General features: G+C 72.3%; 8 protein-coding genes. 6 read left to right on the forward strand and 2 right to left on the reverse strand.

Going from position 1 to position 14670, the window contains the following annotated elements:
- Positions 1–119: 119 nt before the first annotated feature.
- Positions 120–710, reverse strand: coding sequence for a GNAT family N-acetyltransferase (locus ABZ497_RS28125; RefSeq protein ID WP_359809204.1), 591 nt, complete (start codon positions 708–710; stop codon positions 120–122).
- 251 nt (positions 711–961) lie between these two features.
- On the opposite strand from ABZ497_RS28125, the gene secA reads away from it, so the two are divergent.
- Positions 962–3724 (forward strand): preprotein translocase subunit SecA, encoded by a 2763-nt coding sequence (gene secA / locus ABZ497_RS28130; RefSeq protein ID WP_329487900.1) that lies wholly within the window; start codon positions 962–964, stop codon positions 3722–3724.
- A gap of 278 nt (positions 3725–4002) precedes the next feature.
- Here secA and ABZ497_RS28135 read toward each other — a convergent pair whose 3' ends face one another.
- A complete protein-coding gene (locus tag ABZ497_RS28135) occupies positions 4003–4542 on the reverse strand; it encodes an Rv3235 family protein (protein ID WP_359809206.1) in 540 nt (179 codons plus the stop codon).
- Positions 4543–4891: 349 nt separating this feature from the next.
- On the opposite strand from ABZ497_RS28135, the gene ABZ497_RS28140 reads away from it, so the two are divergent.
- The 5 genes from ABZ497_RS28140 to ABZ497_RS28160 all read left to right on the forward strand — a co-directional run bounded on the left by ABZ497_RS28140 (position 4892) and on the right by ABZ497_RS28160 (position 14583).
- Positions 4892–5956, forward strand: coding sequence for a patatin-like phospholipase family protein (locus tag ABZ497_RS28140; RefSeq protein WP_359809208.1), 1065 nt, complete (start codon positions 4892–4894; stop codon positions 5954–5956).
- Between the two features lie 340 nt (positions 5957–6296).
- A complete protein-coding gene (locus tag ABZ497_RS28145; protein ID WP_329487897.1) occupies positions 6297–6806 on the forward strand; it encodes a hypothetical protein in 510 nt (169 codons plus the stop codon).
- A 106-nt stretch (positions 6807–6912) separates the two neighbouring features.
- Positions 6913–7569, forward strand: a complete 657-nt coding sequence (locus ABZ497_RS28150; RefSeq protein ID WP_329487896.1) for an HAD hydrolase-like protein — start codon at positions 6913–6915, stop codon at positions 7567–7569.
- A gap of 155 nt (positions 7570–7724) precedes the next feature.
- On the forward strand, positions 7725–9350 hold the full coding sequence (gene pruA, locus ABZ497_RS28155) for an L-glutamate gamma-semialdehyde dehydrogenase (RefSeq protein ID WP_359809230.1): 1626 nt from the start codon (positions 7725–7727) through the stop codon (positions 9348–9350).
- A 283-nt stretch (positions 9351–9633) separates the two neighbouring features.
- Positions 9634–14583, forward strand: a complete 4950-nt coding sequence (locus ABZ497_RS28160) for an NAD-glutamate dehydrogenase (protein ID WP_359809209.1) — start codon at positions 9634–9636, stop codon at positions 14581–14583.
- The last annotated feature ends 87 nt before the right edge of the window (positions 14584–14670 follow it).

A 14670-nucleotide genomic window follows, 5' to 3' on the forward strand; every position in this document is an offset into this window, starting at 1 on the left:
TAGACCGCGGCACCGACAACGCCCCGGCCCGGAAGGACCGGGTGCCGGGGCGTGGTCGGCGGCCGCCGGCGGCGGGGCGGGGCCTCGGAGCCGGGGTACGGAGTCGGGGTACGGGCCGCTCAGTCCGCGAGGTCGGTGGCGAGGTCGGTGGCGAGCAGCCCGCCGACCCAGGAGTCGCGGAACTCGCCGCGCTGCTCGGCGTACGAGCGCAGGGTGCCCTCGAAGCGGAAGCCGACCTTCTCGGCGACCGCGCGGGAGCCCTCGTTGCCCACGTACGCCGTCCACTCCAGCCGGCGCAGGCCCAGCTCGGTGATCGCGTGGTGGGCGACCGCGCGGGCGGCCTCGACGGTGTACCCGCGGCCGCGGTGCTCCCGGGTGGCCCACCAGCCGACCTCGGCGGTCCCCGGCCTGCCCGGGACGCGGACCAGCCCCTGGGCGCCGACCAGGGCGCCACCGGCGCGCTCGACCACGCACCAGACGAGGTTCTCGCCGGTGCGACGGCCGTTCACGGCCAGGTCGTTGACGAAGTACTCCGCGTCCTCGCGGCGGTACGGGCTGGGAACGACCGTCCAGCGCTGGATCTCCGGGTCCTGGCAAGCCTCGAAGATCGCGTCCAGGTCGGATTCCCGGGGCGGTCGCAGGAACAGCCGCTCGGTGACCAGGAGGCCCGGAACGGAGTCGGGCGCGGTGGGTTCGGGGTGCTCTGCCATGAACGGATTATTCCGTGCAGAAAGGAAACCGGGCATCCGAATAACCGGCTCGACCGCTCAACCGCCCGGGCAGCTGACCGTTTTGCCCCGGTGGGCGATGCTATCGGGCCATGTGCCCGCACGGGTGACACGGGAATAGCGTGCTGACGCACCTCCCGGGGTGTTGGACTCCTCGCATACGATGGCCCGTGCGGTGGGGTAAACCCGTCGTGCAGTCGTCCAGTGCCAATACAGGCAAGGAGCCCGCTCAAGTGTCCGTCTTCGACAAGATCCTGCGCGCCGGCGAAGGCAAGATCCTTCGCAAGCTGCAGCGGATTGCTGCCCAGGTCAACTCCATCGAAGAGGACTTCGTCAACCTCACCGACGCCGAGCTGCGCGCGCTGACCGACGAGTACAAGCAGCGGATCGCGGACGGTGAGTCCCTGGACGACATCCTCCCCGAGGCGTTCGCGACCGTCCGCGAGGCCGCCCGGCGAGTGCTCGGGCAGCGGCACTACGACGTCCAGATCATGGGCGGCGCCGCGCTGCACTTCGGCTACGTCGCCGAGATGCGCACCGGTGAGGGCAAGACCCTGGTCGGCACCCTGCCCACCTACCTCAACGCACTGACCGGCAAGGGCGTCCACCTGATCACGGTCAACGACTACCTCGCCGAGCGCGACTCGGAGTGGATGGGCCGGGTGCACCGCTTCCTCGGCCTCGAAGTCGGCGTGATCCTGGGCAACATGACGCCCGCCGAGCGCAAGCGCCAGTACGCGATGGACATCACGTACGGCACCAACAACGAGTTCGGCTTCGACTACCTGCGCGACAACATGGCCTGGTCGAAGGACGAACTCGTCCAGCGCGGCCACAACTTCGCGGTGGTCGACGAGGTCGACTCGATCCTCATCGACGAGGCCCGTACCCCGCTGATCATCTCCGGCCCGGCGGACCAGGCGACCAAGTGGTACGCCGACTTCGCCAAGCTGGTGCAGCGCCTGAAGATCGAGCGCGACTACGAGGTCGACGAGAAGAAGCGCACCGTCGGCGTGCTGGAGGAGGGTGTCACCCGGGTCGAGGACTACCTCGGCATCGACAACCTCTACGAGTCGGTGAACACCCCGCTGGTCGGCTTCCTGAACAACGCCATCAAGGCCAAGGAGCTGTACAAGCGGGACAAGGACTACGTCGTGATGAACGGCGAGGTCATGATCGTCGACGAGCACACCGGCCGCATCCTGGCCGGGCGCCGCTACAACGAGGGCATGCACCAGGCGATCGAGGCGAAGGAGGGGGTGGAGGTCCAGAACGAGAACCAGACGCTGGCCACCATCACCCTGCAGAACTTCTTCCGCCTGTACGACAAGCTTTCCGGAATGACCGGTACCGGTACCACCGAGGCCGCCGAGTTCCACCAGATCTACAAGCTCGGCGTGGTGCCCATTCCGACCAACCGGGACCCGCTGCGCATCGACCAGCCCGACCTGATCTACAAGTCGGAGCCGGCCAAGTTCGCCGCCGTGGTCGAGGACATCGCCGAGAAGCACGAGAAGGGCCAGCCGGTGCTGGTCGGCACCGTGTCGGTGGAGAAGTCCGAGTACCTGTCGCAGGAGCTGCGCAAGCGCGGCATCCCGCACGAGGTGCTGAACGCCAAGCACCACGAGCGCGAGGCGCAGATCGTCGCGCAGGCGGGCCGCAAGGGCGCCGTGACCGTCGCCACCAACATGGCCGGCCGTGGCACCGACATCATGCTCGGCGGCAACTCCGACCACCTCGCCGCGGCCGAGCTGGCCCAGCGCGGCATCACCCCGGTGGACACCCCGGAGGAGTACGAGGAGGCGTTCCCGGCCGCGCTGGAGAAGGCCAAGGCGTCCGTGAAGGCGGAGCAGGACGAGGTCAAGGCGGCCGGTGGCCTCTACGTCCTCGGCACCGAGCGGCACGAGTCCCGCCGGATCGACAACCAGCTGCGCGGCCGTTCCGGCCGTCAGGGCGACCCGGGCGAGTCCCGCTTCTACCTGTCGCTCGGCGACGACCTGATGCGCCTGTTCAAGGCCGGCATGGTCGAGCGCGTGCTCTCGATGGCCAACGTGCCCGAGGACGTGCCGATCGAGTCCAAGATGGTCACCCGCGCCATCGCCTCGGCGCAGACCCAGGTCGAGCAGCAGAACTTCGAGATCCGCAAGAACGTCCTCAAGTACGACGAGGTGCTGAACCGCCAGCGCGAGGTCATCTACGGCGAGCGCCGCCGCGTCCTGGAGGGCGAGGACCTGCAGGAGCAGGTCGGCCACTTCATGGACGACACCGTCGAGGCGTACGTCAAGGCGGCCACCGGCGAGGGCTACGAGGACGACTGGGACCTCGACAAGCTCTGGACGGCGCTGAAGCAGCTCTACCCCGTCACCCTGGACCTGGAGCAGCTGGAGGAGGACGCCGGCGGCACGGCCGGACTCACCCCGGAGTTCCTCACCAAGGTCATCCAGGAGGACATCCAGGGGCAGTACGGCGCCCGCGAGGACCAGCTCGGCGCGGAGATCATGCGCGAGCTGGAACGCCGGGTCGTCCTCTCGGTGCTGGACCGCCGCTGGCGCGAGCACCTCTACGAGATGGACTACCTCCAGGAGGGCATCGGCCTGCGGGCCATGGCGCAGCGCGACCCGCTGGTCGAGTACCAGCGCGAGGGCTTCGACATGTTCACCGCCATGATGGAGGGCATCAAGGAGGAGTCCGTCGGCTACCTGTTCAACCTGGAGGTCCAGGTCGAGCAGCAGGTCGAGGAGGTGCCGGTCGAGGACGCCGAGGTGCTGCTCGACAAGCTGGAGAAGGACGCCGCCCGTCCGGAGATCAAGGCCAAGGGCCTGGAGGCCCCCAAGCCGCAGCGGCTGCACTACACGGCCCCCTCGGACGAGGTCGGTGGCGGTGTCGTCGAGGGTGACTTCGAGGACCTCGCGCCGGAGGACGAGGGCGACGGGCTGACCCGCGCCGAGCGCCGCAAGGCCGCCAAGTCGGCCAAGGGCCGCCGTCGCAAGAGCTGAGGCGGGGCCGGTCCGCCCGGTCCGCCGCCACGCAGGGCGCCACTCCCGCAGGGGGGTGGCGCCCTGCGCCGTTGCGCCGGTGCCGCTGCCCACGGCGTCGGCGGGCCGGTCGGACCGTGGGGCGGGGTCGGACCGCGGGGTCCACGCGGCCCGTGCGGGCCGCGTGGCGCCGTCGCGGGAGCCGCCGGGGGCACCTGGTGCGGGCCGGCCGCCGCGGCCCGGTGCGGCGCCCGTCCGGGACCGGGGGCGGTGCGACGGGACGGTCGCGCCGGGCGGGTTCACCGGGCCTCCACGGCGGTGCACTGCCACTGCCCGGCCGCCCCGCGCTGCTCCAGCCGGAACGCCACCATGTGGTGCCGGCTGCCGAGGTCGACCCGGACGCAGGCCTCGATCGCGTCGGGCGAGGGCGACCGGTCGTGCACCGGCCCGAGCCGGGGCCGGTCGGCGGCGCCGCCGCGCCGCAGGATGCCGATCCGGACGAGCGAGGCGAGCTGGCCGTAGCCGTCCAGGCTGGTGTGCCGCATCAGCTGGCCGGACGGCCGGGCGCCGGTGAGCACCTCGACCAGCTGGTGGGCGAACCGTGTGCTCAGCCCGGTGTGGGGGCCCGGGGCGGCGGGGGCGGCGCAGGCGGTCCGGGGCCGGCGCGGTCGCCGGCCGTCGTAGGGGTGGTGGCCGGTCCGGGCGGTGGGGTGGTGCGGCCGGTGCGGGTGGGCCGAGGGGCGGACGGGCCGGCCACCGTGGCCGCCGGGCGGTACGGCGGTCGGCCCGGCGGGTCGGGGGGCGGGCTGGGCGGCGGCGGGGACCGGGCTGGTGGTCATGGGGCCCTCCCGGGCAGTTGGTGCGGGTACGGACGGGTCCTTGGTAGCCCGGTGCCGCGCGGGGCGGCAAGCGGGTTCGGCGCATCCGGCGGGCCCGCCCGCGGTCTCACCTATCCGGGTGAAAGACCCGGTGCCGCAAGGGCCGCCGGGCCCGTCGGGAGGGCGCCCGGTTGACGTACCGGGGCCAGCGGGAAGGCCCGAAAGGGGACACCCCGCACCGTCGGGACGGGCGGCGCGCCCGCCGGGCGCGACGTTGCGCCGCCTGGCCCTGGGCGCGCACGATCGGAGCCGGTCCGGGAACCGTGGAGGACGGACCACGACAGCGCCCCGACGAGGACAGGCGGCCGGCATGACGACATGGGTAGCGCAGACACGGGCGTCGTCGTCGGCGCCGCCCGCCGACGGCCGGCCCCGGCGCGGCCTGGTGCTGGGCGGTGGCGGGATGCTGGGCGCGGCGTGGACGGTCGGCGCGCTCTGCGCCGTCGAGGAGGCGGTCGGCTGGCGGCCGGGCGGCGCCGAGGTGGTGCTCGGGACGTCGGCGGGCGCGATCCTCGCCGCGATGCTGGCCGGTGGGGTCGGTACCGGCGAGCTCCGCGACCACCAGCGCGGTCTGCCGATTCCGGACGGCCCGCTGGCCGGGGTGGCCTTCGACTACGAGACCGCGGTCGGCGGGGCGCTGCCCCCGCGCCCGCGCGCCGGCATCGGCTCGCCGGGCCTGCTGCGGGACGCCGTCCGCCACCCGCGCGAGTACCCGCTGCTGACCATGGTGTCGGCGATGGCGCCGCACGGCCGCGGCTCGCTGGAGCCCGTCGGCGAGCTGGTGCGCGGTCTGCTGGGCGGGGACGGCTGGCCGGCCGGCTCGCCGCTGCGGGTGGCGGCGGTGGACTACCGCGGCGGCCGCCGGGTGGTCTTCGGCGATCCGGGCGCGCCGGCCGCCGCCGTCGCCGACGCGGTGATGGCCTCCTGCGCGATCCCCGGCTGGTTCGCCCCGGTCCGGGTGAACGGCTCGGCGTACGTGGACGGCGGCTGCTGGTCGGCCACCAACGCCGATCTGATGCTCGGCCGCGGTCTGGACGAGGTGTTCGTGCTCGCCCCGATGGCGCTGCGGCTGCACCCGCGCGGGCGCGCCGAGCCCGGTCGCGGCACCGTGGTGGCGCTGCGCGAGTGGCGCGCCCGGGACCGCCCGCGCGGGGTGCTCGCCCAGCTGGTCGGCCGCTACCGCCGGGCGGTGACCAGGCAGCTGATGCGGGAGACCCGGCTGCTGCGGGCGAGCGGCGTCCGGGTGCACCTGCTCGCGCCGACCCTGGCGGACCTGACGGTGATGGGCCCGAACATGATGGACCCGGCCCGCCGCGGAGCGGTGCTGGAGAGCGCGCTGCGGACCAGCCGGGCGGCCCTGGACGGCGTGCGGTGATCCGGCCCGCGCGCGGGCGGTCGCCGGTGGGGGCAGCGCGTGCGGCGGGTCGTGGCGGCCGGGGGCGCGTGCTCGGGTCGAGGGCGTGCCCGGCCGCCGGGGGCGCCCGGTCCCCTCGCGTGCGGTGATCCGGCCGGCGCCCCGGGTGGTCGGCGGCCGTGTCCGGCACGCCGCAGGGCCGCCGGCCGGCCCGGTTCCCGGCGGCACCGGCGGTGCGCGGCGCCGTCGCCGGGAGCCGGCGGTGCGGGCGGGAGTGAGCGCGTGATCACGGATGCCACCCCGGCGCTTATTCTTGGGGCGCTGGAAGCTGTGCCGCTGGACGAACCGGAGAGTGCCACCGATGCGCGTGTACGTGCCCACCACCCTGACCGGCCTGGCAGCGGCGCACCCGGGCGGCGCCCTGGAGCAGTCCGCGGCGTACGCCGTGACCCCCGCGCTGCGCGAGTGGTACGTCAGTGACGACCTCGAAGAGCTGGAGTACGCGGCGCTGAACCGGGCCGCGCAGTCCTCGCTGCGGCTGCTGGCCGCCGACCCGCAGGCGCCGCGCCGCCGGGTGGTGGTGGCGCTGGACGTCGCCGACTCCGCGGTGCGGCCGTTCCCCGGCGACGAGTACCAGGACCAGGCCTCGCTGGGCCGGGTGGTGCTGGCCGGGCCGGTGCGGCTGGCGAAGGCGGCCGCGGTGCACGCGGACGTGGCCGACCAGGAGGTGGTCGCGGACGTCGAGGCGGCGGTCGCGGCCGTCGCCGCGGCCGACGAGGGCGATCAGGACGCCCAGTTCACCGTGGACGGCGCCGAGGACCACGAGCTGCTCTGGTTCGCCACCCAGGAGATCGCCGCCCTGCTGCCCTGAGCCCGGCCCGGGGCGGCCTGAGCGGCCCGCCTCGCGCCGCCCGCCCGCCGGGCCCCGGCCACCCCGTCGTACCGCTTCGTCGGTGACCGGGGTTACCGTTCCCTGCGTGCGCACTCATATCGTCTGGGACTGGAACGGCACGCTCTTCCACGACATGGAGGCGGTGCTCGGCGCGAGCAACGCCGCGTTCGCGACCATCGGCATCGGCCCGATGACCATGCAGGAGTACCGCGAGCAGTACGAGATCCCGATTCCCCGCTTCTACCAGCGGCTGCTCGGTCGGATGCCCTCCGACGCCGAGTGGCTGCGGCTCGACGACGTCTTCCACGACCGCTATCTGGAGCTGAGCGTGGCGTGCGGGCTGACCGAGGGCGTGCTGGAGCTGCTGAGCGGCTGGGGGGAGGCCGGGCACAGCCAGTCCCTGCTGTCGATGTACGAGCACCACAAGCTGCTGCCGGTGGTCGACGGCTTCGGCCTGACCGGTCACTTCCTCCGGGTGGACGGCCGCAGCGGGCCCGCCGGTGGCCAGAAGGCGGAGCACCTGGCCAGGCACCTGGCCGCGCTCGGGGAACAGGTGGACCCGGCCCGCACGGTGCTGATCGGCGACGCCGCGGACGACGCGCTGGCGGCGCTGAGCGCGGGTGCGCACGCGGTGCTGTACACCGGTGGCTCGCACACCCGGGCGAAGCTGGAGCCGGTGGGCGTCCCGGTGGTGGACAGCCTGGCCGAGGCCGTCGAGCTGGCCGCGAGCCTGGTCGGCTGAGTCCGGCCCGGTAGCCCGGCGTCCGGTGGCCCGGCGCCCGGACGTGGCGCGAACCACGTCCACCGGTGGCGTGTCCGAGCGGGCGAACCGGCCCTCCGCTCGTCAGTCTGGATTGACGCCAGGCCATCAGGACGACGAGCGGAGCCGCCATGCCCATCGACGCAGTCACCCAGGTCCCGACCCCGGGCAACGAGCCGGTGCACGGGTACGCGCCCGGCAGCCCGGAGCGGACCGGGCTGGTGCGCCGGCTGGACGAGCTGGCCGCCGAGCAGATCCCGCTGCCGATGACCATCGCCGGCGAGCAGCGGTTCGGCGGCGGCGAGCGGATCGAGGTCGTCCAGCCGCACCACCACGCGGCGAAGCTGGGGGTGCTGGGCAACGCCACCCGGGAGGACGCCCGGGCCGCGGTGGACGCGGCGCTGGCGGCCGGGCGCGAGTGGCGCGGGCTGTCCTTCGACGACCGGGCGGCGGTCTTCCTGCGCGCCGCCGACCTGCTGGCCGGCCCCTGGCGGGAGACCCTCAACGCGGCCACCATGCTGGGCCAGTCCAAGACGGTCCAGCAGGCCGAGATCGACTCCGCCTGCGAGCTGATCGACTTCTGGCGGTTCAACGTGCGGTTCGCCCGCGAGATCCTGGCCGACCAGCCGATCTCCTCGCCCGGGGTGTGGAACCGCACCGACCACCGCCCGCTGGAGGGCTTCGTCTACGCGGTCACCCCGTTCAACTTCACCGCGATCGCGGGCAACCTGCCGACCGCGCCGGCCCTGATGGGCAACACCGTGGTCTGGAAGCCGGCGCCCACCCAGACCCTGGCCGCGTACTACCTGATGCGCCTGCTGGAGGCCGCCGGCCTGCCGCCCGGGGTGATCAACATGGTGACCGGCGACGGGCAGCAGCTCTCCCAGGTGGCACTCACCGACCCCGCCCTCGCCGGGCTGCACTTCACCGGCTCCACCGCCACCTTCCAGTCGCTCTGGCAGACCGTCGGCGCCAACATCGGCGGCTACCGGACGTACCCGCGGATCGTCGGCGAGACCGGCGGCAAGGACTTCCTGCTCGCCCACCGCTCGGCCGACCCGGCGATCGTGCGGACCGCGCTGATCCGCGGCGCCTTCGAGTACCAGGGCCAGAAGTGCTCGGCGCTCTCCCGGGCCTACCTGCCGCGCAGCCTCTGGCAGACGATCAAGGACGAGTTCCTGGCCGAGGTGGACGCGCTGGCCGTCGGCGACGTCACCGACCTGTCCAACTTCATGGGCGCGCTGATCGACCGGCGCGCCTTCGAGAAGAACCGCGACGCGATCGACCGGGCCAAGGCCGACCCGACGGTGGAGCTGGCGGCCGGCGGGCAGTACGACGACGCGATCGGCTGGTTCGTCCGCCCCACCGTGCTGGTCTCCTCCGACCACCGGGGCGAGATCTTCCGCACCGAGTACTTCGGTCCGATCCTGGCCGTCCACGTCTACGAGGACTCCCGCTGGGAAGACGTCCTGCGACGGGTGGACTCGGGCGCGCCGTACGGCCTCACCGGTGCGGTGATCGCGCAGGACCGCTACGCCATCGCACAGGCGGTGGAGGAGCTGCGCTTCGCGGCGGGCAACTTCTACATCAACGACAAGCCGACCGGCGCGGTGGTCGGCCAGCAGCCGTTCGGCGGCGGCCGGGCCTCCGGCACCAACGACAAGGCCGGCGCCGCCCAGAACCTGCTGCGCTGGACCTCGGCGCGGTCGATCAAGGAGACCTTCGTCCCGCCGACCACGTATGTTCACCCGCATATGGGCTGATGGCGAACACAGCGGGTCGGATTGGACATGGTGTCCAGGACGGCGGGATCTTCCTGCAGGATTGCGCCTCCCTGTCCCCTGACACCTTCGAATCGGCCCGTTAGGCTGGCTGGCGTCGTCGGGTGGCTGCAGGCCGAACGTCTCGTCCTACCCGCTGCGGAGGTGTTTCATGCGCGCCATGGAGACCTTTCAGCCGGTTGGTGCGGCAGGATTGCGGTGGACCCGGCGGTGAGACCACACACCACCGAGTCACGCAACGGCGCGCGACAGGAGCCAAGAAGTCATGCAGACCAAGCTGGACGCAGCCAAGGCCGAACTGCTCACGAAGGCAGCAGCAGCCGCTGAGAACAGCCAGGTGGGGGGAGCGGCGCCGGGGGAGGGTCTGAGCAACGGCGCTCTGACCGCGTACCTGCACCACTACTACCTCCACACCGCGCCCGAGGACCTGGTCGACCGCGACCCGGTCGACGTGTACGGCGCGGCCGCCTCCCACTACCGCCTCGGCCTCAAGCGCCCGCAGGGCACCGCCGAGGTCCGCGTGCACACCCCGTCGGTGGAGGAGAACGGCTGGTCCTGCGGCCACACCGTGGTCGAGGTCGTCACGGACGACATGCCCTTCCTGGTCGACTCGGTCACCAACGAGCTGTCCCGCCAGGACCGGGCGATCCACATCGTGATCCACCCCCAGCTGGTGGTCCGCCGTGACATCACCGGCAAGCTGCTGGAGATCCTGGACATCGACGCCTGCGCCCGCAGCCAGGCCGCCGGCACCGAGTGGCCCGCCGACGCCGTCGTCGAGTCCTGGATGCACATCGAGGTCGACCGCGAGACCGACCGCGACGACCTCCGCGCGATCGAGGCCGACCTGCGCCGGGTCCTGGGCGACGTCCGCGAGGTCGTCGAGGACTGGACGAAGATGCGCGAGTCCGCGCTGCGGCTCGCCGACGAGCTCGCCGAGGAGCCCCCGGCCCACCTGCCCGAGCAGGAGGTCGGCGAGGCCTGGGAGCTGATGCGCTGGCTGGCCGACGACCACTTCACCTTCCTCGGCTACCGCGAGTACGACCTGGTGGAGCACGAGGGCGAGGAGGTCCTGAAGGCCGTCGCCGGCACCGGCCTCGGCATCCTGCGCTCCGACCCGCTCAGCCACGACGACGACCACCACCCGGTCAGCGAGGCCTTCGGCCGGCTCTCCGCGCCGGTGCGCGCCAAGGCCCACGAGAAGAAGCTGCTCGTCCTCACCAAGGCCAACAGCCGCTCCACCGTGCACCGCCCGGCCTACCTCGACTACGTCGGCGTGAAGAAGTTCGACGCCAACGGCGAGGTCGTCGGCGAGCGCCGCTTCCTCGGCCTGTTCTCGGCCGCCGCCTACACCGAGTCGGTCAGCCGCATCCCGGTGGTCCGCCGCAAGGTCCAGGACGTCGTCCTCAGCTCCGGCTTCTCCACCGAGAGCCACGACGGCCGCGACCTGGTGCAGATCCTGGAGACCTTCCCCCGGGACGAGATCTTCCAGACCCCGGCCGAGGAACTGCTCCAGATCGCCACCAGCGTGCTCTACCTCCAGGAGCGCCGCCGGCTGCGGCTCTTCCTGCGCCAGGACGAGTACGGGCGCTACTTCTCCGCGCTGGTGTACCTGCCGCGCGACCGCTACACCACCCGCATCCGGCTGCGCCTGATGGACATCCTGATGCAGGAGCTCAACGGCGCCTCGATCGACTACACGGTCTGGTCGACGGAGTCCGTGCTGACCCGGCTGCACTTCGTCGTCCGGGTCACCCCCGGCAGCGAGCTGCCGCACCTGACCGACGCCGAGATCGAGCGGATCGAGGGCAAGCTCGCCGAGGCCGCCCGGTTCTGGATGGACGGCTTCAACGACCAGCTGCACCTGGAGCTGGGCGAGGAGCGGGCCGCCGAGCTGTCCCGCAAGTACGCCAACGCCTTCCCCGACGGCTACCGCGCCGACTTCACCGCGCGCACCGCCGTCGCCGACCTCAAGCAGATCGAGTCGCTGCACGGCGAGGGCGACTTCCGCCTCAACCTGTACCAGCCGGTCGGCGCGGGCGACGACGAGCGCCGCTTCAAGATCTACCGGGTCGGCGGCCCGATCTCGCTGACCGAGGTCCTGCCGGTCCTGCAGCGCCTGGGCGTCGAGGTGCTCGACGAGCACCCCTACGCGCTGACCCGCTCGGACCAGACCACCGCCTGGGTCTACGACTTCGGCCTGCGGCTGCGCGAGGCCGTCGAGCTGACCGACGAGGCGCGCGACCGCTTCCAGGAGACCTTCGCCGCCACCTGGACCGGCAAGGCCGAGAACGACGGCTTCAACGAGCTGGTGCTGACCGCCGGGCTGACCTGGCGCCAGGCGATGATGCTGCGCGCGTACGCCAAGTACCTGCGCCAGGCCGGCTCGACGTTCTCCCAGGACTACATGGAGGACGCGCTCCGCAACAACACCCACAGCACCCGGCTGCTGGTCAACCTCTTCGAGGCCCGGCTGAGCCCCAGCCACCAGCTGGGCGCGGCCGAGCTGACCGACGCCATCCTGGAGGAGCTGTCCGGCGCGCTGGACGAGGTCGCCTCGCTGGACGAGGACCGCATCCTGCGCTCCTTCCTGCACCTCATCAAGGCCACCCTGCGCACCAACTTCTTCCAGCACACCGGAGAAGCGGGCGCCTGGCACTCCTACGTGTCGATGAAGTTCGACCCGAAGGCCATCCCGGACCTGCCGGCCCCGCGCCCCGCGTTCGAGATCTGGGTGTACTCGCCGCAGGTCGAGGGCGTGCACCTGCGCTTCGGCAAGGTCGCCCGCGGCGGTCTGCGCTGGTCCGACCGGCGTGAGGACTTCCGCACCGAGATCCTGGGCCTGGTCAAGGCGCAGATGGTGAAGAACACCGTCATCGTGCCGGTCGGCGCCAAGGGCGGCTTCGTCGCCAAGCAGCTGCCGGACCCGTCGGTGGACCGGGACGCCTGGCTGGCCGAGGGCATCTCCTCCTACAAGACCTTCATCTCGGCGCTGCTGGACATCACCGACAACCTCAAGGGCGGCGAGGTCGTCCACCCGGCGGACGTGGTCCGCCACGACGAGGACGACACCTACCTGGTCGTCGCCGCGGACAAGGGCACCGCGACCTTCTCCGACATCGCCAACGGCGTCGCCGAGTCGTACGGCTTCTGGCTGGGCGACGCGTTCGCCTCCGGCGGTTCGGCCGGCTACGACCACAAGGGCATGGGCATCACCGCCCGCGGCGCCTGGGAGTCGGTCAAGCGCAACTTCCGCGAGCTCGGCCACGACACCCAGTCCGAGGACTTCACCGTCGTCGGCATCGGCGACATGTCCGGTGACGTCTTCGGCAACGGCATGCTGCTCAGCGAGCACATCCGCCTGGTCGCCGCCTTCGACCACCGGCACATCTTCCTCGACCCCAACCCGGACGCGGCCGTCTCGTACGCCGAGCGCCGCCGCCTCTTCGAGCTGCCGCGCAGCTCCTGGGACGACTACGACAAGTCGCTGATCTCGACCGGCGGCGGGGTCTTCCCGCGCAGCGCCAAGTCGATCCAGCTGACCTCGCAGGTGCGGGCCGCGCTCGGCGTCGAGGAGAGCCGGCTCACCCCCGCCGAGCTGATGAAGCGGATCCTCCAGGCGCCGGTCGACCTGTTCTGGAACGGCGGCATCGGCACCTACGTCAAGGCCTCCACCGAGACCAACGCCGAGGTCGGCGACAAGGCCAACGACGCCATCCGGGTCAACGGCGAGCAGCTGCGGGTCCGGGTCGTCGGCGAGGGCGGCAACCTCGGCTGCACCCAGCTCGGCCGGATCGAGTACGCGGCGTCCGGCGGCCCGCAGGGCGCCGGCGGCTGGATCAACACCGACGCCATCGACAACTCGGCCGGGGTGGACACCTCGGACCACGAGGTCAACATCAAGATCCTGCTCAACCAGGTCGTCGGGGACGGCGACATGACGGTCAAGCAGCGCAACCAGCTGCTCGCCGAGATGACCGACGAGGTCGGCCACCTGGTGCTGCGCAACAACTACGCGCAGAACGTGGTGCTGGCCAACGCCGTCGCCCAGGCGACCAGCATGGTCAACGTCCACTCCCGGATGATCAACCGCCTGGAGCGCGACGGCCGGCTCGACCGCGGGCTGGAGTTCCTGCCCACCGAGCGGCAGATCCGCGAGCGCCAGCAGAACGGCCGCGGCCTCTCGCAGCCCGAGCTGTCGGTGCTGCTCGCCTACACCAAGATCACCCTGGCCGACGAGCTGCTCGCCACCGAGCTGCCCGACGACCCGTTCTTCCGCACCGCGCTGCACGAGTACTTCCCCAGCGCGCTGCGGGCCCGGTTCGCCGAGGCGATCGACAACCACGCGCTGCGCCGCGAGATCATCACCACGCTGATCGTCAACGACACGATCAACCGCGGTGGCTGCACCTTCGCCTTCCGGCTGAAGGAGGAGACCGGCGCCACGTACGAGGAGATCGCCCGGACGCACACCGCCGCGCGGGCCGTCTTCAGCCTGGAGCAGATCTGGTCCGAGATCGAGGCCCTGGACAACCGGGTCCCGGCCGGCGCCCAGACCAGGATGCGGCTGCACTCGCGCCGGCTCGTCGAGCGCGCCACCCGGTGGATGCTGAACAACCGCCGCCAGCCGCTCGACATCGCCGGCACCATCGAGTTCTTCCACGACCGGGTCAACCAGGTCTGGGGCTCGCTGCCCAAGCCGCTGCGCGGCGAGGACCTGGCCTGGTTCGAGTCGGTCTACGGCGAGCTCGCCGCGGCCGGCGTGCCGGAGGAGCTGGCCACCCGGATCGCGGGTCTGTCCTCGACCTTCCCGACCCTGGACATCACCGAGGTCGCGGACCGGTCCGGCAAGGACGTCGCCGAGGTCGCCGAGCTGTACTACGACCTGGCCGACCGCCTGCAGATCACCCACCTGCTCGACCGCATCATCGAGCTGCCGCGGACCGACCGCTGGTCGTCGATGGCCCGCGCGGCGATCCGCGAGGACCTCTTCGCGGCCCACGCGGCGCTGACCGCCGACATCCTGGCCTGCGGCCCCGAGGGCGCGACCCCCGAGGAGCGGTACACCGCCTGGGCGGAGCTCAACTCCACCCTGCTGAACCGCGCCAAGAGCACGCTCGACGACATAAGGGGTTCGGACAACTACGAGCTGTCCAGCCTCTCCGTCGCGATGCGCGTCATCCGCACCCTGCTCCGCACGGGTTCGATGCGCTGACGACCGGGAGCCGGACGGCCCGGACGGCGGGGCCGCGTCTTCGGACGCGGCCCCGCCGTCGTCGTTCTCCGGGTCGGTGGCCGGGTC

This window comes from Kitasatospora sp. NPDC005751, assembly GCF_040630835.1.
Classification (GTDB): Bacteria; Actinomycetota; Actinomycetes; order Streptomycetales; family Streptomycetaceae; genus Kitasatospora.